General features: G+C 74.2%; 15 protein-coding genes. 8 read left to right on the forward strand and 7 right to left on the reverse strand.

The features are described from left to right. Positions 1-93: 93 nt before the first annotated feature. From ACIBEA_RS35005 to ACIBEA_RS35015, 3 genes are all read left to right on the forward strand, one after another. On the forward strand, positions 94-2616 hold the full coding sequence (locus ACIBEA_RS35005) for a glycoside hydrolase family 3 C-terminal domain-containing protein (protein ID WP_399267222.1): 2523 nt from the start codon (positions 94-96) through the stop codon (positions 2614-2616). A 126-nt stretch (positions 2617-2742) separates the two neighbouring features. Then, entirely contained in the window at positions 2743-3855 is a 1113-nt protein-coding gene (locus tag ACIBEA_RS35010) for a LacI family DNA-binding transcriptional regulator (RefSeq protein ID WP_399267223.1), read from the forward strand. A 222-nt stretch (positions 3856-4077) separates the two neighbouring features. Next, complete coding sequence (locus ACIBEA_RS35015; protein WP_399267224.1) at positions 4078-4839, forward strand: YoaK family protein; 762 nt, start codon at positions 4078-4080, stop codon at positions 4837-4839. Between the two features lie 58 nt (positions 4840-4897). Here the strand turns inward: ACIBEA_RS35015 and ACIBEA_RS35020 are convergent, their stop codons facing one another. Continuing rightward, positions 4898-6199, reverse strand: coding sequence for an ROK family protein (locus tag ACIBEA_RS35020; RefSeq protein WP_399267225.1), 1302 nt, complete (start codon positions 6197-6199; stop codon positions 4898-4900). Between the two features lie 183 nt (positions 6200-6382). On the opposite strand from ACIBEA_RS35020, the gene ACIBEA_RS35025 reads away from it, so the two are divergent. The 5 genes from ACIBEA_RS35025 to ACIBEA_RS35045 all read left to right on the forward strand — a co-directional run bounded on the left by ACIBEA_RS35025 (position 6383) and on the right by ACIBEA_RS35045 (position 12030). Next, on the forward strand, positions 6383-7702 hold the full coding sequence (locus ACIBEA_RS35025) for an ABC transporter substrate-binding protein (RefSeq protein WP_399267226.1): 1320 nt from the start codon (positions 6383-6385) through the stop codon (positions 7700-7702). A 10-nt stretch (positions 7703-7712) separates the two neighbouring features. Next, positions 7713-8681: a carbohydrate ABC transporter permease gene (locus ACIBEA_RS35030; protein WP_399267227.1), complete on the forward strand. Its 969-nt coding sequence runs from the start codon at positions 7713-7715 to the stop codon at positions 8679-8681. Further along, the gene (locus tag ACIBEA_RS35035; protein ID WP_399267228.1) at positions 8674-9540 is read left to right on the forward strand and encodes a carbohydrate ABC transporter permease; all 867 of its coding nucleotides are present in this window, start codon (positions 8674-8676) and stop codon (positions 9538-9540) included. Before ACIBEA_RS35030 ends, ACIBEA_RS35035 begins: the two co-directional genes overlap by 8 nt. Continuing rightward, positions 9537-10943, forward strand: coding sequence for a GH1 family beta-glucosidase (locus ACIBEA_RS35040; RefSeq protein WP_399267229.1), 1407 nt, complete (start codon positions 9537-9539; stop codon positions 10941-10943). Before ACIBEA_RS35035 ends, ACIBEA_RS35040 begins: the two co-directional genes overlap by 4 nt. Positions 10944-11112: 169 nt before the next feature. Continuing rightward, on the forward strand, positions 11113-12030 hold the full coding sequence (locus ACIBEA_RS35045) for an NADP-dependent oxidoreductase (RefSeq protein WP_399267259.1): 918 nt from the start codon (positions 11113-11115) through the stop codon (positions 12028-12030). Positions 12031-12155: 125 nt separating this feature from the next. On the opposite strand, the gene ACIBEA_RS35050 is transcribed toward ACIBEA_RS35045, so the two are convergent. From ACIBEA_RS35050 to ACIBEA_RS35075, 6 genes are all read right to left on the reverse strand, one after another. Continuing rightward, the gene (locus ACIBEA_RS35050) at positions 12156-13886 is read right to left on the reverse strand and encodes a discoidin domain-containing protein (RefSeq protein WP_399267230.1); all 1731 of its coding nucleotides are present in this window, start codon (positions 13884-13886) and stop codon (positions 12156-12158) included. A 45-nt stretch (positions 13887-13931) separates the two neighbouring features. Next, positions 13932-15008 (reverse strand): DUF1996 domain-containing protein, encoded by a 1077-nt coding sequence (locus tag ACIBEA_RS35055; RefSeq protein WP_399267231.1) that lies wholly within the window; start codon positions 15006-15008, stop codon positions 13932-13934. A gap of 108 nt (positions 15009-15116) precedes the next feature. Further along, complete coding sequence (locus ACIBEA_RS35060) at positions 15117-17276, reverse strand: discoidin domain-containing protein (RefSeq protein ID WP_399267232.1); 2160 nt, start codon at positions 17274-17276, stop codon at positions 15117-15119. 308 nt (positions 17277-17584) lie between these two features. Further along, positions 17585-20590, reverse strand: a complete 3006-nt coding sequence (locus ACIBEA_RS35065; RefSeq protein WP_399267260.1) for a poly(A) polymerase — start codon at positions 20588-20590, stop codon at positions 17585-17587. Next, on the reverse strand, positions 20590-22428 hold the full coding sequence (locus ACIBEA_RS35070; protein ID WP_399267233.1) for an RNA ligase family protein: 1839 nt from the start codon (positions 22426-22428) through the stop codon (positions 20590-20592). Before ACIBEA_RS35070 ends, ACIBEA_RS35065 begins: the two co-directional genes overlap by 1 nt. Before the next feature lie 102 nt (positions 22429-22530). Continuing rightward, complete coding sequence (locus ACIBEA_RS35075; RefSeq protein ID WP_399267234.1) at positions 22531-23016, reverse strand: hypothetical protein; 486 nt, start codon at positions 23014-23016, stop codon at positions 22531-22533. Between the last annotated feature and the right edge of the window lie 76 nt (positions 23017-23092).

The following is a 23092-nucleotide window of genomic DNA, read 5'->3' on the forward strand; positions in this document are numbered from 1 at the left end:
GGTTCGCCACCGTTGACAGGCTCCGGCACGGCCCGGGATCATCTGGGAGAGCGCTCTCCCGCTCTCTCGGATGATCCGGACGAAGGGGCCCGTATGCGCGGCGGCGGTGGTGGCGGCATCGACGACGAGGAACGGCTCACGGCCCGGCCGGACCTGTCGGACCCGCCCGCCCCGGTGGACCGGCCGGACCTGCTCGACCGGCTGGACGTCGACGGCCGGGTGCGGCTGCTGACCGGCGCGGACACCTGGCGCACGGTCGCCGAACCGGCCGTCGGGCTGCGACAGATCGTCTTCTCCGACGGGCCGGCCGGGGTGCGCGGACCCGGCTGGGACGAGCGCGACACCTCGGCCCTGCTCCCGTCGGCGAGCGCGCTCGCCGCGCTCTGGGACGAGGACCGGGTGCACCGCCTCGGCGTGCTCCTGGGCGACGAGGCCCGCCGCAAGGGCGTCCACGTCCTGCTCGCCCCCACCCTCAACCTGCACCGCAGCCCCCTCGCCGGACGCCACTTCGAGTGCTTCTCCGAGGACCCGCTGCTCGCGGGACGCACCGGAGCCGCGCTGATCCGCGGCATCCAGTCCCGCGGGGTCGCCGCCACCGCGAAGCACTACGTCGCCAACGACTCCGAGACCGACCGGCTGACCCTGGACGCCCGGATCGACGAGCGGGTGCTGCGCGAGCTGTACCTCGCCCCCTTCGAGGCGGCCGTGCGGGCCGGGGTGTGGCTGGTGATGTCGGCCTACAACGCGGTCAACGGCGCGTCCATGAGCGAGAGTCCGCTCCTCGCCGAACCGTTGAAGGGGGAGTGGGGCTTCGACGGCGCCGTCGTCTCCGACTGGGGCGCCGTCCGCTCGACGGCCGCCGCCGGGTCCGCGGCGCAGGACCTCGCCATGCCGGGCCCGTCCGGCCCCTGGGGGCAGGCGTTGGCCGGCGCGGTCCGCTCGGGCCTGGTGCCGCCGGGGGCCGTGGCGGACAAGACCCGCCGCCTGCTCCGGCTGGCGGCCCGGGTGGGCGCCCTGACCGCGCCCGAGGGCCGGGTCGGCCCACCCGCCCCGGCGGTGGACCTCCCCGCCGCCCCGGGCGAGACGGCCGCGGTGTTGCGCGACGCGGTGGCGGCCGGCGCCGTGCTGCTGGAGAACCGGGGGGTGCTGCCGCTCGCCGCGGGCCGGCTGCGCAGCCTCGCGGTCATCGGCGCGCACGCCGGCCGCCCGCGGGCCCAAGGGGGCGGCAGCGCCGAGGTGTTCCCGCACTGCGTGGTCAGTCCGCTGGAGGGCATCCGGGCCGCGCTGCCCGCCCGGGTACGGGTCCTGCACGCCCCCGGCCCGGCCCTGCGCGGCGAGGAACCGCTGCCCGTCGCCGGGGGGCTCTGCCGCGACCCGCGGTCGGGTGCGCCGGGGGTGCGGTTGCGCGTCCTGGACGTCCGGGGGGCCGCCCTGTACTCCCTCGGTCTCCCCTCGGGCCGGGTGCTGGAGCCCGAACTGCCCCCCGGATCCGACACCGTCGAGCTGGCCGGCGTACTCCGTCCTTCTGCGAGCGGCACCTGGACGCTGGGCCTGGGCGGCTTCGGGCGGATGCGGCTGACCGTGGACGGCGAGGTGGTGCTCGACGGGGAGTTCCCGGCGGAGACGGACGATCCGGCCGTCGTGCACGTACGGCCCCCGCTGCGCACCGTCCGGGTGCACCTCGTCGAGGGCCGGGAGGTACGGGTGTGCGCCCGCCGCCAGCTGGCGCCGGGGACCGGACGGGCCACCGTCCTGGCCGCCGCACCGCCCGCCCCGGACCCGGCCGAGGCGCTCGCCGAAGCGGTGGCGGCGGCCCGCGCGGCCGACGCCGCGGTCGTCGTCGTCGGCACCACCGAGGGCAGCGAGTGCGAGGGGCGCGACCGCACCGACCTGCGCCTGCCCGCGCCCCAGGACGAGTTGGTGCGCGCGGTGCTGCGCGCCAACCCGCGCACCGCGGTCGTCGTCCAGGCGGGCGGCCCGGTCGAGCTGCCCTGGCGCGCGGACGCCGGGGCCGTCCTGCTGTCCTGGTTCCCGGGGCAGGAGGCCGGCAGCGGACTCGCCGACGTCCTCTTCGGCCACCGCGAACCGGGCGGCCGCCTCCCGACCACCTGGCCGGCCGTCCTCGCGGACGCCCCCGTCCGCACCACCCGCCCCGGCCCGGACGGCCGGCTGGCCCACCCCGAGGGCCTGCACATCGGCCACCGCGGCTGGCTGCGCAGCGGCCGCGCGCCCGCGTACTGGTTCGGGCACGGACTCGGCTACACCGCATGGGACTTCGAGACCCTGACCCGGCTCCCCGGCGACCGAGGGGCCCCCGTCACCGAGTTCGCGGTGGTCCTGCGCAACACCGGTGCGCGGGCCGGCCGTCAGCTGGTGCAGGTGTACCTCGGCCGACCCGACTCGGCGGTGGAGCGCCCGGTGCGCTGGCTCGCGGGCTGGGCCGCGGTCGGGGCCGGGCCGGGGGAGCTGGCGACGGCGGTCGTACGGGTCCCCGCGCGCGCCCTGCAGTACTGGTCCCCGGAGGCGGCGACGTGGGTGACGGAACCGGGCCGGTACGAGGTCCTGGCCGGACCGACGGCGGGCGACCTGCCGCTGCGGACGGTGCTGGAGGCGTGACGCGCGGCGCGTGACGCGCGCCGGGTCGTGCGGCGGGTCGTGCGGCGGGGCGCAGGGTCGGTCACGCGCGGACCGCACGCCGGGGCGCGGGGTCGGCCGCCCGTGGGCCGCGGATAGGGTGCCGCCATGGACACGGAGCGGGACACGGGCGGGACCGGCGGCGCGGGGGTCGGGGCGGGAGCGGCGCCCACGCTGGAGGACGTCGCCCGGGCCGCCGGGGTGTCCCGCGCCACGGTGTCGCGCGTGGTCAACGGCGTCCGCAACGTGGATCCCGCGATCCGGCGGGCCGTCCGGAGCGCGGTGGACGCCACCGGATACGTGCCCAACCGGGCCGCCCGCTCCCTGGTGACCCGGCGGGCCGGGGCGGTCGCGCTGGTGGTCTCGGGGGCGGGCGCGGACGCCCCGGGCGGCTTCGCGGCCCGGGTCTTCCAAGACCCCTTCTTCGGCCGGGTGGTCAGCGGCGTGGTGCGCGCGCTGCGCCCGCGCGGGGTGCATCCGGTGCTGATGTGCGCGGAGACGGACGCCGAGCGGACCGAGTTGCTCGCCCACCTCTCCCAAGGCGGCGCGGACGGGGCGTTGCTGGTCTCCACCCATCCGCACGACCCGCTGCCGGGATTGCTGGCGCGGGCCGGACTCGCGGCGGTGCTGTTCGCCCGGCCCGAGCCGGACGTGCTGTTGCCGTCGGTGGACCTGCGGCACCGGGACGGGGGTGCGCTCGCGGCGCGGCACCTGCTCGCCGGTGGCCGCCGCCGCATCGCGGTCATCGCGGGGCCCGGCGACGTACCGGCGAGCCGGGAGCGGGTGGCGGGGTGCGCGCAGGCCCTGGGGGAGGCCGGGCGGCAGCCGCTCGCCGTCGCCGAGGCCGACTTCACGGTCGAGGGGGGCGAGCGGGCCGTCCTGCGGCTGCTCGCCGAACACCCGGATCTGGACGGAGTGTTCGCGGCCAACGACCTGATGGCCCAGGGGGCGTGCCTGGTACTGCGCGAGCACGGGCGCCGGATCCCGGACGACGTGGCGGTGGTCGGCTTCGACGACTCCAGCGCGGCCACCGCCTGCCGCCCGCGGCTGACGACCGTGCGGCAGCCGGTGGAGGACATGGCGGCGGAGATGGTGCGGCTGCTGCTCGACGGCCCCGGTGCGGGCGGGGAAACCCCCGGGGCCGAAGCCGCCGAGGGCGCCGGCACCCCGGGCGCGCCGGTGCTGTTCGCACCGGAGCTGGTCGTCCGGGACTCGGCCTGAAATCCCGATGACGTGGCGGACCGCACCGCGTGAGGCCGCCCATGGGCCCCGCCGTCGCCCCGCGCGCCGCGGACCGGTCCGGCGCGCGGCGGGTGGTTGACCCCGGCGCGCACCGCCGATCGGTACGATTCCCCCCGAGGTCGGAACCTGTCGTTCCGTCAGGTTCCGTCCCCCGCGGGAGCCGCGGCGGCGGCCCGGCGGCAGACCCCGAGGGAGCGCCGCATGGAGTCCGATCGGCCGCCGGGTGGGGGCCCCGCGGGGCGGCGCGGGGTGCTGCACGTGCTGGGCGACCTGTTGTTCCCGGCCGGCCCGGCGCCCGGCCCCGGCGGCGCGGGCAACCCGCACGGTGTGCTGCCCCCGCTGCTGATCGCCCTGACCTTCGTCAGTGGACTGGTCGACGCGGTCAGCTTCCTCGGGCTCGACCACGTCTTCGTCGCGAACATGACCGGCAACGTCGCCTTCCTCGGCTTCGCGCTCGCCGGGTACGGCGAGCTGTCGGCCAGTGCCTCGGCGTCGGCCCTGACGGCCTTCCTCGCCGGAGCGCTGATCGCCGGGAGGCTGCGGCGCGGGGAGCGGCCCGACGGCCTGGGCCGTCTGGCCGGCCCGCTGGTGGCCGTGCAGGCGGTTCTGGTGGGCGCGGCGCTGGCGACCCGGGAGGGCGGCGGCGGGCAGCTCGCGGTCATCGCCCTGCTGGCCCTCGGCATGGGCCTGCAGAACGGCGTCGTGCACCGGCTCGCCGTGCCCGATCTGACCACCACCGTCGTCACCCGGGCGCTGGCCGGGCTCGCGGTGGACCGCTGGGGTCCGGCCTCGGTGCGCCGGCTGGTCACCGTCCTGACCCTGCTCGCCGGCGCGCTGACGGGCGGCGCGCTCACCCTCGGCCACGGGCCGCGCCCGGCGCTCGTGCTGGCGGTCGTGCTCCTCCTCGCCGTCGCCCTGGCGGCGGCCCGCGCCGCCCGACCCCGCCCGGGCCCGGCGACGTAGCGCCGGGCCGCCCTGTCCGCGGCGGCGGGCCCGCGCGTCGTGGCCGCGATGGGCCGCTTCAGCGGCCCGCCGCCCCGCCGCGGGTGGCCAGGGAGGCGTGCCAGCCGGGGGGTTCCGTCGCGGGGGCCGGGACGGGGCGGCGGCCGCCCGTGGTGAAGAACGCCGACAGCGGGAGGGTGGCGGCGCCCACCGTGACCGCGTCGGGGCCCAATGAGCCCAGGTCGATGCTGACCCGGTCGGCGGGGTGACGCAGCGAGTAGCGCCGGGCGTGCGCGCGGACCGAGGGCAGGATGTACGGGCCCAGCATCAGCCCCGCCCAGCCGCCGATCAGGATCCGCTCGGGCTGGAAGAGGTTGATGAGGTCGGAGAGCCCGGCGCCCAGGTACTCGGCCGTCTCCTCCAGCACCTCCACCGCCACCGGGTCCCCGGCGACGCCGTGCGCCAGCAGCACCGCGAGGGCCTCCTCCTCGTCCTGGACCTCGCCGGCGCTCCCACCCCGCTCGGCCCACCTGGCCAGCAGCGACTCGGCCCCGGTGTACGCCTCCAGGCAGCCCAGGGCGCCGCACCGGCAGCGCCTGCCGCGCACCGACACCGTCAGGTGGCCCCACTCCAGCGGGGTGCCGTCGGTGGACCCGCCCTCGGGGGAGCCGTCGGTGACCAGACTGGCGCCCACGCCGGAGCCGAACAGGACGACGACCGCCTCGCGGGCGCCGCGCCCCGCCCCGAACCACATCTCCGCCTGTCCGAGGGTGCGGGCGCCGTTGTCGATGAGGTACGGGACCTCCTCGGGCAGGGCCCCGGTGGCGCGCAGCAGGGCCTCCAGCGGGACCGCGTCCCAGCCGATGGTCTGGCCGTGCACCACGGTTCCGCCGGGGGCGTCGCGCTCGACGATGCCGGGGACGCCGATGCCGACGCCCAGGAGCCGGTCCGTACCGACGCCCGCCTCGGCGAGGACGGCGGCGATGCCGGTGCGGACGTGGTCGACGATCGGCCCGACGTCGTAGCAGCCGCGCGGCTGCAAGGGGAGTTCCGTGCGCGCGAGTTCGGTGAGCGTCAGGTCGAACAGCTCGACGCGGACCCGGGTCTCGCCGACATCGACCCCGATCATGTGGGCGCTGCCGGGGGCCACCCGTAGCAGCGTGCGCGGCCGGCCGCCGTCGGAGTCGACGACCCCCGCCTCCTCCAGGAGGCCGTCGGCGACCAGCTCGCCGACCACATTGCTGACGGATCCGGAGCTGAGCCCGGTGACGGGTCCCAACTCCTGGCGGCTCATGGGTCCGCCGAAGTACAACCGCTGCAGCACGGCGCTGCGGTTGCCGCGCCGCAGGTCCCGCACCGTACGTCCGTGACTGCCCGTCATGTGGCTCCTTCCGCCCTGACAACGATTCGCAACATACCCTTGCGCGACCCCTTGACGCGACCCTTTCCCGAGGCTTAACTCACGTCCTAAATTAAGGCCTGGAAGTAACGGGGCGGCCGAAAGGCCCCACCCGACCTCCCTCCCGGCCGCTCGCCCGACCCTGTTGAAAGGGGCCGATCCGCCATGCGCAGAACCCGAGCCGCGGCCGCCGTCGCGGTCACCGCCTCCCTGCTCGCCGCCGCCACCGCCTGCGGCGGTGGTTCCACCGGCGACGAGGGCGGTTCCAACGCCGCCCCCAAGGAACTCACCTACTGGGCCTCCAACCAGGGCCCCGACATCGCGGCGGACCAGGCGACCCTCGGGCCGGAGCTGAAGAAGTTCGAGGAGCGGACCGGCATCAAGGTCAAGCTGGAGGTCGTCCCCTGGGCCGACCTGCTCAACCGCATCCTGGCGGCCACCGCCTCGGGCCAGGGCCCCGACGTCCTCAACATCGGCAACACCTGGTCCTCCTCGCTCCAGGCCACCGGCGCGCTCCTGCCCTGGAACGCCGAGAACTTCGACGCGATCGGCGGCCGCGACCGCTTCGTCGCATCCGCCATCGGCTCCGCGGGCGCGGCGGGCCAGGACCCGGCCGCCGTCCCGCTGTACTCCATGTCCTACGCGCTCTACTACAACAAGAAGATGTTCAAGGACGCGGGCATCGACAAGCCGCCGGCGACCTGGGACGAGATGGTCACCACCGGCCAGAAGCTGTCCAAGGACGGCAAGTGGGCGCTCGGCGCGGAAGGTTCGAACCTCTCCAACAACATCCACCAGGCCTTCGTCCTCTCCCGCCAGCACGGCGCCGAGTTCTTCGACGCGGCGGGCAAGCCCACCTTCGACACCCCGGCCAACGTCGAGGCCGTCAAGCAGTACGTCGACCTGATGGCCAAGGACAAGATCATCGCGCCCGGCAACGCCGAGTACGACAAGAACCAGTCCCTCCAGGACTTCGCCAACGGCAAGACCGCCATGGTCCTGTGGCAGAGCGCGGCCAGCAGCTTCAAGGCCCACGGGATGAAGGAGGGCGACTGGGGCGTGGCCCCCGTCCCGGTCCCCGCGGGCGGCGCCCCCGGCCAGGGCAAGAACATCAACTCGATGGTCGCGGGCATCAACATGGCCGTCTTCAAGAACACCGACAACATCGACGGCGCGCTGAAGTTCGTGAAGTTCATGACCAGCGACGAGGAGCAGAAGCTGCTCAACAAGACCTACGGGTCCATCCCGCCGGTCAAGGCCGCCCAGCTCGACCAGGCCTTCGCCACCGAGGACCTCACCGTCCTGCGGGGCACCCTGGGCACCAGCGCCGCCCCGCTCCCGCAGGTCCCCGAGGAGTCGCAGTTCGAGACGGCCGTCGGCACCGCGGTCAAGGAGCTCTTCGCCGACGCCGCGGCCGGCCGCGCCGTGACCACCGAATCCGTGAAGGCCAAGCTGTCCAAGGCCCAGCAGCAGATGGCGAAGTGAGCCCCTCCCCATGACTTCCGCCACCGCGGGGCGGGTATGCGCCGCCGCCGCCCGGGCGCGCCGCCCCGGACGGCTGCGCCGTACCGCCCTGCCCTACCTGCTGCTCCTGCCCGCCCTGCTGATGGAACTGCTCATCCACCTGGTCCCGATGGTGATGGGCATCCTGATGAGCTTCCGCCAGCTCACCCAGTTCTTCATCCGGGAGTGGTCGCGCGCCCCCTGGACGGGCTTCGACAACTACTCCCTCGCCGTCGACGTCGACGCACCCGTCGGCGAGGCCCTGCTCCGCTCGTTCCTCACCACCTGCGAGTTCACCCTGCTCTCGGTGGGCCTGTGCTGGTCCATCGGCACCGCCGCCGCCGTCTTCATGCAGGACGCCTTCCGCGGCCGCGGCTTCCTACGCGCCCTGTTCCTCGTCCCGTACGCGCTCCCCGTCTACGCCGCCGTCATCACCTGGGGGTTCATGTTCCAGCGGGACAACGGCCTGGTGAACCACGTCCTGCACGACCAGTTGGGCATGAGCGGCGAGCACACCTTCTGGCTGCTCGGCGACAACAGCTTCTGGGCGCTGCTCATCGTGTCCGTCTGGAAGGGCTGGCCCTTCGCCTTCCTCATCGTGATGGCCGCCCTGCAGAACATCCCCAAGGAGCTGTACGAGGCCGCCGCACTCGACGGCGCCGGCACCTGGCAACAGGTCCGGCGGATCACCCTGCCCTCCATCGGGCCGGTCAACCAGGTGCTGGTGCTCGTCCTGTTCCTGTGGACCTTCAACGACTTCAACACGCCGTTCGTCCTCTTCGGCAAGTCCGCCCCGCCGGCCGCCGACCTGATCTCCATCCACATCTACCAGGCCAGCTTCGTCACCTGGAACTTCGGCACCGGCTCGGCGATGTCCGTCCTGCTGCTGCTCTTCCTGCTGCTGGTCACCGCCGTCTACCTGCTCGTCACCAGCCGCGGAAGGAACAAGGCCGATGCCTGAGGCCCGGCGCAGGTCCCCGCTCGCCCCGGCCCGCTCCTTCCAAGCGGTCCGGGCGGTCTTCCTCACGCTGCTCACCGGCTTCGTCCTGGTGCCCGTGTACGTCATGGTGACCAGCTCGCTCAAGCCGCTGAAAGACGTCGCAGGAGCCTTCCACTGGATCCCCAGCGGGCTCACCGTCCGCCCGTACATCGACATCTGGCACACCGTCCCGCTCGCGAAGTACTTCGTGAACTCCCTGATCGTGGCCGGCTCGGCGACCGCCGCCTCCGTGGTCATCGCCGTCTTCGCGGCCTACGCCGTCAGCCGCTACCGGTTCCGCGGCAAGCGCGTCTTCACGGTCACCGTGCTCTCCACCCAGATGTTCCCCGGCATCCTCTTCCTGCTGCCGCTCTTCCTCATCTTCGTGAACGTCGGCAACGCCACCGGGATCGCCCTCTACGGCTCCCGCGGCGGGCTGATCCTCGCCTACCTCACCTTCTCCCTGCCCTTCTCCATCTGGATGCTCATCGGGTACTTCGACTCGGTGCCGCGCGACCTCGACGAGGCCGCCACCGTCGACGGCTGCGGCCCGATCGGCGCGCTGCTGCGGGTCGTCGTCCCGGCCGCGGTCCCCGGCATCGTCGCCGTCGCCGTGTACTCCTTCATGACCGCCTGGGGCGAGGTCCTCTTCGCCTCGGTCATGACCAACCAGGAGACCCGGACCCTGGCCGTCGGCCTCCAGGGCTACTCCACCCAGAACGACGTGTACTGGAACCAGATCATGGCCGCCTCACTGGTCGTCAGCATCCCCGTCGTCGCGGGATTCCTGCTGCTCCAGCGCTATTTGGTGGCGGGACTCACCGCGGGAGCCGTCAAGTGACCACCGAACCCATCCGCCCCGGAAGGACCGACGTGAGCGAGCACCAGCCCATCGACCTCGGCGCGCTGCCCCGCGACTTCGCCTGGGGCACCGCGACCTCCGCCTACCAGATCGAGGGCGCCGTCGACGAGGACGGCCGCTCGCCGTCCATCTGGGACACCTTCGCGCACGCCCCCGGCAACACCGCCGGGGGCGACCACGGCGACACCGCCTGCGACCACTACCACCGCTGGCGCGAGGACGTCGCCCTGATGCGCGACCTCGGGACCAACGCCTACCGCTTCTCCGTCGCCTGGCCGCGCGTGGTCCCCGGCGGCGACGGTCCGGCCAACCCCAAGGGCCTCGACTTCTACGACCAGCTCACCGACGCCCTGCTGGCCGCGGGCATCGAGCCCTCCGTCACCCTCTACCACTGGGACCTCCCGCAGGCCCTCCAGGACCGCGGCGGCTGGCCCGAGCGGGCCACCGCCGAGCACTTCGCCGCGTACGCCGCCCAGGTGGCCGAACGGCTCGGCGACCGGGTGACGCAGTGGACCACCCTCAACGAACCCCTGTGCTCGGCGTGGATCGGCCACCTCGAAGGCAAGATGGCCCCCGGCCTCACCGACCTGACCGCGGCCGTGCGCGCCTCCTACCACCTGCTCCTCGGCCACGGCCTGGCCGCACAGGCCATCCGCGCCGCCGCCCCCGGCGCCCGCGTCGGCATCGTCAACAACCTCTCCACCGTCGAGCCCGCGAGCGGGAGCGAGGCCGACCTCGCCGCCGCCCGCCGGATGGACGGCCACGTCAACCGCTGGTGGCTCGACCCGGTCCACGGCCGCGGCTTCCCCGCCGACATGCGCGAGGTGTACGGCGTGGACCTGCCGGAGCGCCCCGGAGACCTCACCACCATCGCCGCGCCGCTCGACTGGCTCGGGCTGAACTACTACTTCCCCCAGTACGTCACCGACGACCCCGACGGCCCGGCCCCCCGGGCCCGTCAGATCGACCGACCCGCCGTCGCCCGCACCGGCATGGACTGGGAGGTCGACGCGAACGGGATCGAGACCCTGCTCATGCGCCTCACCGAGGAGTACGGCGCCCGCCGCCTCCACGTCACCGAGAACGGCTCGTCCTACCCCGACGCCGTCGCCCCCGACGGGAGCGTCACGGACCCCGAACGGACCGCCTACCTGCACGCCCACCTCGCCGCCTGCGCCCGCGCCGCCCACCGGGGCGCCCCGCTGGCCGGCTACTACGCCTGGTCGCTGCTCGACAACTTCGAATGGGCCTACGGCTACGACAAGCGCTTCGGCCTCGTCCACGTCGACTTCGCCAGCCAGCTGCGCACCGTCAAGGCCAGCGGCCGCCACTACGCCTCCGTCATCGAAGCCCATCGCGCCGCCCACGACGAAGGCCGCTGAGCGACCCCGCACCGGGACCGGCCCGCGGCGCACGCGCCGCGGCCGGGAGAGCGCCGTGCCCGCCCCGCTTCGGGGGACGGGCACGGCGTTTCGTGGTGGGATGGGTCCGGGGGCCGTTCCACCAGCTCACGGAGAGGCGAGGCGCATGTCCGAGGACAGCGAGGGCACCATGCGGGCGATGGCGTACGAGACGTACGGCGGGACGGAGGTGCTCACCGAGACCCGGTTGCCGGTGCCCAAGGTGGGACCCGGCGAGGTCCTGGTCCGGGTCAGGTGCGCCGCGGTCAACCCGGTCGACTGGAAGATCATGGCCGGCGGCCTCGACGGGCTCATGGACGTCGTCCACCCGGTGGTCCCGGGCTGGGACGTGGCCGGAACGGTCGAGGTCGTCGGCATCGACACCCCCGAGTTCACCGCGGGCGACGAGGTCATGGCGTACGCCCGCAAGGACTACGTGCACGGCGGCACCTTCGCCGAATTCGTCACCGTGCCCGTGCGCGCCCTCGCGCACAAGCCCGCCACGCTCGGCTGGGCCGAGGCCGCCGGACTCCCGCTGGCCGGGCTCACCGCCTACCAGCTGCTCACCCGCCTGGGCACCGGCAAGGACGACACCGTCCTGGTGCACGGCGCGGCGGGCGGTGTCGGCTCCTTCGGCGTCCAGATCGCCCGGGCCCTGGGCGCCCGGGTCATCGGCACGGCCTCGCCCCGCAACCACGACCGGCTGCGCGAACTGGGCGCCGAACCCGTCGCCTACGGGGACGGCCTCGCCGACCGGGTCCGCGCCCTGGCCCCGGACGGGGTGAGCGTGGTCGCCGACTTCGTCGGCGGGGTCCTCGACGTCACCCTGGCGGTCCTGGCCGACGGCGGCCGGCACGCCTCGATCGCCGACCCGGGCGTGCTGGGCGCCGGCGGCGAATGGATGTGGGTCCGCCCCGTCGGGACCGACCTCGCGGAGCTGGCGCGCCTGGTCGAAGCCGGCCAGCTGTCCGTCACCGTCGCCGAGACCTTCCCGCTGTCCGAGCTGGCGGCCGCCTTCGCGCTCAGCCAGGACGGACACACCGCGGGCAAGATCGTCGTCGAGGTCTGAGCACCCCTTCCGGCTCCGGGGTCCCGGGCCCGCGCGCCCGGAAACGGACGTGACCGCGCGCCGCCCTGGCGGGAAGGAGGGGCGGCGCGCGGGGTTCACGGGGAGCGTGGCGGGGACCGGAAGGATCAGGCGTACACGCCGAAGTGGAACAGCGAGTAGCCGTAGCCGGTGCCGCGCCGGCTCATCTCCAGGCGTACGTACCGCCCCGAGGCCGCGATGTCGAAGTCGTCGATACCGCCGTCCCCGGTGGACGTGGCGTACGCCGTGCGCCAGTTCTGCCCGTCGTCGGAGACCCGGATCGTGTACGCCTTCCCGTACGCCGTCTCCCACACCAACTGGGCGTGCTTCAGCTGCTTCACCGCGCCCAGGTCCACCTGGAGCCACTGCGGATCGGCCCAACTGCTGGCCCATCGGGTGTCGCTCCGGCCGTCCGTGGCCAGCGCCGCGCTGCACGGGCAGCCGCCCCAGGCGTCGTTCTGGAAGGTGGAGGCGCTGGTCGGTCGACCCAGCGCCACGTCCGTCCCCGACACCGGCGGCGGGACGACCCGCACCGAGCGCTGCTCCACGCCCACGTTGCCGCGCCCGTCCTTGACCTTGACGTACAGGATCCACACCCCGGTCTTCGCCGGGGCCGTGGCCCTGATGGTCCCGCTTCCCAGTGGGCCCGAGGCCACGGAGAGCAGCCCGCCGCCCCCGTCGACGTACTTGCCGCCCCAGAGCACCTCGTACGACAGCGGGTCGCCCTCCGGGTCGGTAGCCGGGGCCTGGATGGTGATCTCCTTGCCGGCCGGCACGGCGGAGGCGTCGGCCACCGCCGGGACGGACACGGTCGGCGGCAGGTCGTCGCCGGCCGCGTTCCCGCCGTACATCCGCTTCACCGCGTAGTACGCCTTGCGGCGCTCCCCGGCGGGGGTCAGGTTGAACCAGTGCCCGCCGAAGTCGTACTCGGTGCCGTAGTGGAACACGGTCGCGCCCAGCGCCACCCCCCGGTGGCCCGTGACGCAGTTCCACGCGTTGGTGTAGCCGTCGGCCATGGCCTGGTCGCCGACCTGCCGCGGTACCCCGTTCGCGTCGTTCGGCACCTCCCACTCACCGGCCGGGCCGGTTTCGGTGATGATGTACGGCTTGTTGTAACCGCCCTGCTCCCAGGCCTGCTTGACCCCGCAGACCTCCTTGTAGGAGTTGACGGCGTACAGGTCGAGGTCGGGGGAGTTGCGCTTGTAGTACGTCCAGGCGCCCACCCACGCGTCGGTCGAGGTCACCGGGTGGTCGGCGTCGACGCGGTGGATGGCCTTCGCCACGTCGTTCACGAAGGTCGTGTAGGCATTGCGCTGGTTCTCCAGCTCGGTGCCCGCATAGCAGTTCTGCAGTCCGAGCACGGATTCGTTGCCCACGTTCCACATCAGCACGCCCGGGTGGTCCTTGTAGGTCTGCACCCACTGGGTGAACTCGGCGAGCATGGTGTTCCTGTAGGTCGCGTCCGTGACGTAGTCGGTGCAGCCGCCGCTGCCCGGGCCGCCGCCCGGCTGGAGCCAGAAGCCCGCGACGACCTTGATCCCGTTGGCCGCGGCCGCGTCGAACAGTGGCTTGCTGCTCGCGTCGGTGCCCCAGGTGCGGATGGTGTTGGCGCCCAGCGATCTCACGTCGGGCAGCAGGCGCGCGGCGTCGGCCGGGGACGGGCCCCAGGTGACGCCCTTGACCTGGTAGGGCGAACCGTCCACCTGGAGCTGCCAGTTGCCCTGGGAGCCGGTCACCTTGACCACGCTGCCCGCGGCGTGCGCGGGCAGGGCGGGCAGTACGGTGACGGCTCCCGCGAGCAGGGCTGCCGCGGTGAGGGTACGCATGCGGGAGTGCATGCAGGACCTCCTTGGAGGGGGTGGGGGAGGGGTGAGGGGGGTGAGCTAGGGGAGGCGGTAGTCCGGGCCGAGTACGGCGCCGGCCGCGGGGTGGGTCTCGTCGTAGCCGCGGGCGTTGCACTGGAGGCCGCCCTTGACGCAGTGCTCGACGAGGGCGTTCAGGGTCCGGTCGTCCCACGCGTTGAAGAAGTCGTAGTGGAAGGTGTGACCGGCCCCGCTGGAGAGCCGCACCTGCGACATGTCCCCGCTGACCGGGAAGGCCATCTTGAACTCGACCATCGGCAGCGCCACCGGGTGGTCGGCGGGGCAGACGTTGTCGTTGTTGCCCGGCTTCACGACCGGGTAGGCCATGTGCGCCTTGTGGTCCGGCGTGTCGAGGTTCTTGCCGTCCCAGCAACTCGGTGACTGCATGCGGATGTTGAGCTGAGTTCCGGCCGGGCAGTTCACCGGGAACTCCACGTTCTTGAAGCTGTCACCGCACTCCCAGCCCTCGACCCAGCCCTTGTGGGCCCGGAACTCGGCCGCGGTCTGGGTCGGGCTGCCGACGACGAACCGCAGGCCCTTGGGGAAGGGCCGCACGCTCGTGTAGTCGGTGACGCCCGTCTTGTAGTAGATCACCTGCGGTCCGGTGGGCAGGACGGGCCGGCTGCCGTTGTACAGCGTCGGCATCCAGTAGCCGGACAGGTCGCCGGGCGCGTTGCAGGCGGTGCCGCCGCCGCTGAGCGAGGCGGTGGTGCTGAAGGCGTCCGTCGTGGTGTTGCCCAGGAAGGTGTGGTTGTGCGAGGCCCCGGGGCGGCCCGCGTAGACGATCGGGTCGTCCGGTGCGGTCCTGCTCACCGCGCAGTTGGCCTGGAACTCGTGGAAGTACCGGTCCGGGGGGTTGTTCCAGGACGGGGTCACGCCGGTGACCTGCGGTACGGCGGGAATGTAGCCGTCGCCGTCCGGGTCGTCGCCACCGGCGAGCGGGGCCACGGCCGAGTGGTCCATGCCCAGGTGGGCCGAGGTGCCGGAGTCGGGCGAGGCCTGTGCGGTGAGGGTGGTCAGGCCCAGACCGGCGGCGGCGGTCACGGCGCAGGCGACCGAGACGAGTAAGGCGGACAGGGCCCGCGGTCGGAGTTGCATCGGGTCGGCTCCTTCGGGTGGGGTGGTGGGAGAGCGCTCTCTCAAGCGGCCCGGAAAACGCGGGGCGGCCGCCGGGCCGCCCCGCGTCCTGCGGGGGTCAGGGGTGGATCAGGGGAACGAGAGGACGGTGGACGGGGTGGTCGAGGTGCCCGACGTCGCGGCGCCCGTGTTGTTGATGACGTGTTCGTACTGGCCGTTGCCGCCGAGCGAGACGACGAGCAGGTCGTGGAACTTCACGCCGGCCTTCACCGGGACCTCGAAGCCGTGGTCCTGACGGATCGTCGGGTCGACGTTGTAGTAGCAGTAGCTGCCGAGGCCCCAACCCTCGTGGGTGGTCACCGAGTCCGCGACCTTGTAGGCCGCGTAGCCCTTGATCGAACCGTTCTGCACGGCGGCCTGGTTGGGGGCGTCGTAGGCCTTCTCGTTCTGGAAGAAGATCGTGCGGCCGCGGTCGCCGTTCCACTCCACGTCGTACTTGTTGAAGTGCTCGACGAACAGGCCGGTGGCCAGGACGTCGTCGCCGTTGACCCGGAAGCCGTAGTCGGAGCGGTTGGTCTCCCAGCCCACCCCGTCACCGTGGTCGGCGCGCCAGATCCAGGTGTGGTCGACGATCGTGTCGTGGTTGTTGATCACCATGCCGGACGTGGCCTTGCCCGCGCCCGCGCCGCCGACCCGGATGAAGACGTCCTGGACGGTGGTCGGGTTCGCCGCGTGGTCCGTGGTGGTGCCGGCCGGGCCGACCTCCAGCAGGCTCGGCGAGTTGACGGTGCCCGCGTCCACGAGGAAGCCCGCGAGCTTGACCCCGTCCACGTCGGCCACCTTCAGCGCGGTCACGCCGTTGTCCGGGACGATCGTGGCGAGGCCGAGGCCCAGCACCACCGTGTCGGGGCGGTTGACCTGGATGGTCCGGTCCACGTGGTAGACGCCGGGGGTGAAGAGCAGGTGCAGGCCCTGGGCCAGCGCCTGGTTCATCGTCGCCGCGGTGGTGCCGGGCTTGACCACGTAGAAGCGGCTCAGCGGGATCGACGTCCCCTGCGGGGCGCCGTTCCCCCAGGACGTGCCGCGGGCGTTCACGCGCTTGGCGGGCACGAACACCTTGTACTCGGAGCCGTCCAGGTACAGGAACGGCTTCTCGCGGGAGACGGGCGTGGTGTCCAACGTGGTGTAGCGCGGGTCGGGGAAGGACTGCGCGGGTGCGCCCTGGGTGCCGGAGAAGACCTGGTTCCAGACCGAGTTGGTCCAGCCGCCGATCGAGCTGTCGCGCGTATACCACTGCTGCTGCGAGTAGTTGCCGACCTGGCCGTCGATCCTGGAGTCGGCGATGTACCCGCCGGAGGCCCAACCGTAGCCGTTGGGGGCCAGGTTGAGACCGCCCTTGACGTGCATCCGGCGGAAGGGGGCGGCCTGGGAGACGGCCCAGCGGTCGGTGCCGTTGACCGGGTTCAGCGCGAGGTTCTCGGCCGAGCGCCAGAAGTTCTGGGTGGCGTTGCCGCCGAACCAGCCCGCGTCGACCGTCACGTCACCGTTGATGGTGGTGTCGTCCGGGTTCAGGCCGAGGCCCGAGATCGAGGTGTAGAAGCCGATCTGGGCGTTGAGGCCGTTGTAGGTGCCCGGCTTGAAGAGGAACTGGTAGCGCCCGGAGCCGAACTGGGCGGACTCCTGCTGGGCGAAGACCTGGTCCAGCTTGGCCTGGATGTTCGGCGTGGACGGATCGAAGACGATCACGTTCGGGCCGAGGTCGCCACCGCCGGGCAGGGTCGGGCCGGTGTCCCCGCTCGTCCCGTACACCTGGAACTCGAAGAGCGAGTAGCCGTAACCGGTGCCGCGCTGGGTCCCGTACACCCGGACGTAGCGGGCGGTGCCGCTGAGGTCGTGCGTCTGGACCCCGCCCGTGCCGGCGGCCGTGGAGTACGCGGTGCTCCAGTTGGCGCCGTCGGTGGACAGTTCGATCCGGTACGCCTTGCCGTACGCGGCCTCCCAGCGCAGGACGACCTGACTGACCTGGGCCGGTGCGCCCAGGTCGACCTGTATCCACTGGGGGTCGGCGAACTGGCTCGACCAGCGGCTGTTGTTGTCGCCGTCGACCGCGGCGGATGCCGGGGTGCCCGCGCCCTCGATGCTGGACGCGGTCGCGGGCCTGCCCTGGGAGAGCAGGGTCGGGGCGGCCTGGGCGGCGGTGGCGGGCAGCAGCATGAGCAGGGCCGCGACCAGCGCGGCGGCGAGCGCCGCCGCGGTGAACCGCGGCGGCCGATCGGAGAGCAATCGCATGGAGGTACTCCTGACGTCGGGGATCCGGGGGGATCGAAGCGTGAGTGAACTGCCCCCGGCTGGGGCCGTCAAGAGGTTCAGCGTTCATGAACTGAAGATCCGTCGATGCGTCACATCCGCGTCAGGCCTGTGAACTTGGGGTTTCTTCAATCCTTGTGAAAAGTATTGACGAAAAAAGTCGCGGGCGCTTGGCTAAGGCTCCCAACGGATCCGTCCGGCCGTTCCCCGAGGAGACCCGGGAGGCCCGCTGTGCGCAGTGTGTTCGGGAAATGGCGACGCTGTCCCCTTTCTTGGGGGAAGTGTCTTCGCTACTTGTCCGGAGAGGGTCGTGACGGCCGCGGCCCGTCGGGCGTCGGTACGTCGGGGGTCGGCACGTCGCCGCCCGCGACCAGGGCCACCTCGACGCCGGCCAGCCCGGCGGCCCAACGCCCGCCGACGGCGGCGATCCGCCCGGCGTCGGGCGGGGTCGCCCCCAGGCCGATCGCGTACCGGATGCCGCCCGGCTCCGACGGGAAGGGGTGCGGCCAGGCGTGCGCGTCCACGGCGCCCGCCTCCTCCAGCGCGGTGACCAGCGCCCGCATCCGGCCCCGGACCTTCCCCGGCAGCGTTCCGGGCTCCCCGGCGCCTCCCGCACGGACGGTGACCTGGGCCCAGGCCGCGTGCCGCCGGTGCAGCGGCGGCGGGTCGAGCAGCTCGGGCCAGGGCCCCGGACCACTTTCCGTGATCTCCCACGCCCGGTACAGCTCCCGCACCAAGAGGTCGCGGAAGCCGGCCCCGACCTGGGCCGTGCAGCTGCGCACCGGCGCGGAGGGCGTCAGTACGGTGACCGGCGCGTCGCCCCCGTCACCCGCACCGGCGTCCTGCGGACCCGCACGGTCGGCGCCGCGCAGCGCCACGGGAAGCCGCCAGTCCCAGGCGGCCCAACCACCGAAGAACTCCCGCAGCAGCTGGTCCCCGGCCAGGCCCACGGGGCGGTGTGCCACCGTGCGGGCGGCCAGTACGGACCAGGCCAGGCCCGGGAGACCGCCGAAGGGGGCGCAGTCCAGGCCGCGGGAACGTGCCCATTCCTTGACCCGGCGGGCCAGTTCGGCGAAGGCGGAGTGGTGCGCCGGGCCCACGGCGAGGCGCACCGCCTCGGCGTCGCTCACCGCGCTCAGCGCGAGCGCCGCGCCGTCGCCCAGCTCGGCCCGCCGGGCCACCGCGGCGTCGGGAGCCATCCCCGCGCTCGCCACGACCGCGAGGTCCACGTCCAACGCACCGACCCGCAGCCGCAGTCCAGGGACCCGGGCTCCGTGCACCTCCCGGACGTCGACCGCCTCCGGCAGCGCGGCCAGCACCCGCTCGCGCAGCCGCGCGGGATCGACCCGCCCCGCCAACGCCGCGACCAGGTCCAGGTCCGCGCCGGGCAGGGCGCAGCCCATCCGGCGCGATCCGGTGACCTCCACCACCCCCTCGGGCAGCGCCCGCGCCAGCCGTTCCGTGACGGCCCGCGCGAGGCCGTCGGTGACGTCCGGGTCGGCAGGGCGCGCCGGGCGGTCGTGGCCCTGCGGCAACCACCGGACCTCACCCGTGCCCAGGGCCACCGTGAAGCGCACCCGCATCGGTTCCTCGCCCCGCCGGGACAGCACGGCGAGCGAACCGACCCGCGCGGCCCCCATCGGGGTCGCGGCCAGCACGTCCGCGCACCGGGCCGCCGCGCGCCCGGGGTCCGTGCTCCGCCCCAGCGTCAGGTGCGGGGTGAAGCCGTCGGCGCGGCCCCGACAGCGGGGGAACCGCCGTACCAGCGCCGCCCGCACCTCCTGCCAGGGTGCCTCCCCGCTCGCCGCCGGGTCCAGCCACAGCGTCGCGTCCTCGCGCTGCCCGAAGGAGTGCACCCCGGCCGGGCGCGCGGTGAAGGCGGGTATCCCGGCGACGGCCTCGGCCAGCACCGCGGCGGCCCGCTCGAACGCGGACTCCGGGACGAACCCGAACAGCAGGTTCACGTGCGGCGGCCAGCGGTCCACCCGCGGGTCCAGTTCCCGGCGCAGTTCCTGGACGGCCGGCCACCATTCCTCGGGCGGGATCCAGGCCACGGCGGTCCGCGCGGTGGGCGCGAGGTCGAGCACGGCCGGTCGGTTCCGGTCCGCCCCTCCCGGTACGTCGCTCCCTTCGGGTACGTCGCTCCACGCCGGTACGTCGCTCCCCGCCGGCGCGGCTCCGCACGCGCCGAAGTCCAGGGCGGCCTCCACGCCGTAGTGGTCGGACACGAACAACCCGTCGGAGGTGGCGGGCCGGTCCCCGCGCAGTGCCGCCGAGGCCGCCGCGGCCCCGCCCCGCAGCAGGATCCGGTCCAGCCGGCCCCCGCGCCCGCCGAGCGAGCCCACGGCGGCCAGCGGGTTGACCGTCGGGTCGAAGGTCGCGGTGGTGTCCGCCTCCCCGTGCACCTCGGCCCACGCGTCGCGCAGCCCGAGCCTCGCGGCGGGACCCGCGACGCCCCCGCGCCCGTCGTTGAAGTCGCCCATCAGCGCGACCTGGCCGTCGATCCCCGCCAACCCCTCGGCGAGCCGGGCCAGTTCGGCGCTGCGGCGACCCGCGCCGTCCGTGGAGTGGTCGCTGCTGAGGTGGGTCGTGGCCACCACCAGCGGGCCGGCCACTGTCTCCACGGTGACGGCGGTGACCCCCTTGTGCGCGCCGAGCGAGTGGACTCCCGCCTCGCGCACGGGAATCCGGCTCAGCAAGAGCAGGCCGGTGTCGGCCACGTCCCGAGCCCGCGGCGAACCGCCCAGGGTGTAGGAGGCGCGCACCCAGGGCTCGGCCAGGACCATCTCCAGCAGCCGGGGCTCGACCTCCTGGAGCGCGATGACATCGGCGTCCGCGGCCGCCAGCTCGGCGAGCAGCAGCGGGCGCCGCCGCGCCGTCTCGATGAGGGGCCCGTCGTAGCGGTCCCACAGGGTGTTCCAGGTGAGCACGCGCACCACCGCCGCCGTGGGCGGGGCGTGCACGGTGTCACCGACCGGGGCCCAGCCGCGCGCCGGATCCCAGACGTGCGCCGTCCCCGCCGTGAAGAAGGGCGCGCGCAGCAACCGGGGGGCGCGCGCCCGTCCGGCACCCGAGCTCTCGATCCGGTCCACGCCGGTGGCCCGGTCCCACACCAGCTCGCCGTCCGCCTCGACGAACAGCACCCGGTGCCAGGGGACGTCGCCGCCCGGCACGAAGGAGGGCAGCGCGACGCGCTTCGGCCCGGCCCCGCGCTGGAGCAGCCCCAGCACGAACCGGGCGGGATCGAAACGGGGGTCCCAGCGGACCTGGTGGTACAACTCCTCACTGGTCCGCATCACGCCTCCCGCCTTCGGGGCGGAGGCCGTGCGGGCGGAGGCCGTGCGGGCCCGTCACCGCCGTACGCGTCACCGTCGTGCAGGCCGCCCGCGGTGTCCTCGACCGCGCCGCCCGTCCCGACGTACCAGGTCCGGTGCGCCTGACCGGGGTACGGCGGACTGAACCGGCGCAGCTGGGCGTCCAGGACCGCGGCCGGTACCGGATGCGCGCGGGCGGCGCCCCGGCGGCGCAGCGCGTCCTCGTCCGCCAGGACGACGACCTGCGTCACCAGCGCGTCACGCCGGCGAGCCACCGACCCGACCAGGGCGCGCTGCGGGGCGACCAGCGAGGTGGCGTCCCACACCACGGTTCCCCCGGCCCCGAGCGCCGCGTCGAGCCGGTCCAGCCCTTCCCGCAGCACCTCCGCGTTGGCCCGCTGATCACCGCGCGCGCCGCGTGCGGAGCGCAGGTCGTCCAGTGAGACGTACGCGTCCACCCCGGCCAGCGCCCGGCCGAAGGTGCTCTTCCCGCTCCCCGAGGGCCCGACCAGCTGGATCAGCCGCGGGAAGTCGCCGTCCCGCCACCGCCAGGTCGCGGCCACCGCCTCCTCGACCCCGCCGACGCGCCCCTCGGCCCACGCCTGCCGGGCCTGCGCCCAACACCGGTCCGCCGCCGGCGCACCGAGCCCGGCCAGGGCCTCCCGCAGCCCCGAACGCAGTGGCCCGTAGGGCTGTTCACCGAGCAGACCCGCCTCGTGCGCCCACAGCGCCGACCACTCCACGCACTCGCACGCCCCGTCGCCCTCCGCGTCGGCGCGCGATCCCGCGACGGCCCCGGCCACCGCGTGCAGCACGCCGAGGTCCGCGGCGGCCGACATCCCCGCCAGCCCGGACCGCCGATCCTCATCGGGGAACGGCAGGTGCAACCGCCCCTGGAGCCCGACCAGATCGGCCACCCGGCGGGCGAGCGGCAGCCCGAGCGCCGCCGCGAGCCGCGACGCGAGGAGCCCACGGTGCGCACCGTGCAGCGCGGTGGCGAGCACCCCGGCCAGCCGGGCGTCCCCCGACCGCCCCAGCACGTCGAGCCGGGCCGCGACGTCGGCCACCGCATCGATCACCGCCTCGGGCAGGGCCTCGGCCGACGAGGCGGGCCGTACGCCCGCGGCCGCGAGCACGGCCGGTACGTCGGGCTCCGCCCCCGAGCGGACCGCCCACAGCGGGGCGGCCGGGCCGAGACCGTTCTCCACCACGGACGCGAACATCCAGTGGGTGCCGGTCTGCACGTGTCCCCCGCGCACCCACTTGGCCACGTGCCCGGCGAAGGCCGTACGGTCGAAGCCGGCCACGGAGCGCACGACGTACCCCTCGTGGCGGCCGGTGTCGAGCTTCAGCTTGCGCAGCGCGCGCTCCGCCGGCGCGTCCAGGACGCCCCGCCACAGCACCCGCGGCACCGGCACGCCGAGCCCGGTCAGGAACCGTGCGGTGCGGTCCCAGTCGAGGCAACGGTCGCCGTCCCAGACCGAGAAGCCGTAGAACCAGCTGTCGAGCGCGTCGTAGGGGAGGGAGTGGCGGGCGTAGAGGTTCTCGCCGCAGATCCGCCGACCGGCGGGAATGCCCGGGCCGATGCGCCCCTGGAGGGCCTTCACCCAGGCGCGCGAAGGATGGTGGGCGGAGTCGAGGGAGCGGGCGTGCAGGCCGTCGGCATAGAGGGTCGTGTTCTCGCCGTCGAGCTTCTCGGTCACCACCACCTCGCGCCCGCAGAGCCCCGGCAGACCCGACAGGTCACCGGCCCGGACGTCGTCGGGCGTGGCCCCCGGGGACCAGGGGAGGTGCGGGGTGCGGGGGTAGTGGGTGCGCATGGTCCGCTCCGGTCGGTGACGTGTCCCCGCCACTGTAGGAAGGGGCACCGAAGGGATCCACCCAATATCCACCGACCGGTTCGAGCCGTTCGCGGCCGCCGCTCAGCGGCCGTACTGCTCCGCGCACAACTGCGCGATCGACGGTGACACCGTGCCGTCGGCCGCCGCGCACAGCGCCGACATGTCGTACGCCCGCCCCGGCGCGGGTCGGGCCTGGGGGCGCGGCCGGGCCCGTGGCGTGCGGGCCTTCGCCGGGGCGGGCGCCCGTACCGTCCCGGACCGGCGCGGTGTCGAGCGCCGGGTCCCGCCCGCATCCGGAGCTTCCTCCCGGTCCGCGGCCCCGGCCGCCGGCGCTGCCGCGGCCTCGGCCGTTCCGGGCGGTCCGGGGTTGGGCGGGGCGGCCGCCTGCGCCGGGTCCTCCGGCAGCCGCCCCAGGGGGAGCACCGCGCGCGGGGAGGGCGTACGGACGATCACGGGATCCGGTGTCCGGGCGGCCGGGGCGGCCGGTGCGACGGTCGTACATCCGGTGGTACCCGCGCCCAGGAGGAGCGCGGCAAGGGACAGGGGCAGGACCCGACGCAGCTGCATCCGCCCACCCTGCCGCATGCGGGGACCGGGAGCGGCGCACCGTCACGCGTACGGGTGAGCGCGAGCCGTGGCCGTG

The sequence above is a fragment of the Streptomyces sp. NPDC051555 genome (assembly GCF_044454405.1).
In the GTDB taxonomy this organism is placed as follows: Bacteria; Actinomycetota; Actinomycetes; order Streptomycetales; family Streptomycetaceae; genus Streptomyces.

What these genes read in the sequence shown, in the direction of transcription:
- ACIBEA_RS35005 (WP_399267222.1), top strand. Translation starts at nt 94, where the DNA reads ATGCGCGGCGGCGGTGGTGGCGGCATCGACGACGAGGAACGGCTCACG.
- ACIBEA_RS35010 (WP_399267223.1), top strand. Translation starts at nt 2,743, where the DNA reads ATGGACACGGAGCGGGACACGGGCGGGACCGGCGGCGCGGGGGTCGGG.
- ACIBEA_RS35015 (WP_399267224.1), top strand. Translation starts at nt 4,078, where the DNA reads ATGGAGTCCGATCGGCCGCCGGGTGGGGGCCCCGCGGGGCGGCGCGGG.
- ACIBEA_RS35020 (WP_399267225.1), bottom strand. Translation starts at nt 6,199, where the DNA reads ATGACGGGCAGTCACGGACGTACGGTGCGGGACCTGCGGCGCGGCAAC.
- ACIBEA_RS35025 (WP_399267226.1), top strand. Translation starts at nt 6,383, where the DNA reads ATGCGCAGAACCCGAGCCGCGGCCGCCGTCGCGGTCACCGCCTCCCTG.
- ACIBEA_RS35030 (WP_399267227.1), top strand. Translation starts at nt 7,713, where the DNA reads ATGACTTCCGCCACCGCGGGGCGGGTATGCGCCGCCGCCGCCCGGGCG.
- ACIBEA_RS35035 (WP_399267228.1), top strand. Translation starts at nt 8,674, where the DNA reads ATGCCTGAGGCCCGGCGCAGGTCCCCGCTCGCCCCGGCCCGCTCCTTC.
- ACIBEA_RS35045 (WP_399267259.1), top strand. Translation starts at nt 11,113, where the DNA reads ATGCGGGCGATGGCGTACGAGACGTACGGCGGGACGGAGGTGCTCACC.
- ACIBEA_RS35050 (WP_399267230.1), bottom strand. Translation starts at nt 13,886, where the DNA reads ATGCACTCCCGCATGCGTACCCTCACCGCGGCAGCCCTGCTCGCGGGA.
- ACIBEA_RS35055 (WP_399267231.1), bottom strand. Translation starts at nt 15,008, where the DNA reads ATGCAACTCCGACCGCGGGCCCTGTCCGCCTTACTCGTCTCGGTCGCC.
- ACIBEA_RS35060 (WP_399267232.1), bottom strand. Translation starts at nt 17,276, where the DNA reads ATGCGATTGCTCTCCGATCGGCCGCCGCGGTTCACCGCGGCGGCGCTC.
- ACIBEA_RS35065 (WP_399267260.1), bottom strand. Translation starts at nt 20,590, where the DNA reads ATGCGGACCAGTGAGGAGTTGTACCACCAGGTCCGCTGGGACCCCCGT.
- ACIBEA_RS35070 (WP_399267233.1), bottom strand. Translation starts at nt 22,428, where the DNA reads ATGCGCACCCACTACCCCCGCACCCCGCACCTCCCCTGGTCCCCGGGG.
- ACIBEA_RS35075 (WP_399267234.1), bottom strand. Translation starts at nt 23,016, where the DNA reads ATGCAGCTGCGTCGGGTCCTGCCCCTGTCCCTTGCCGCGCTCCTCCTG.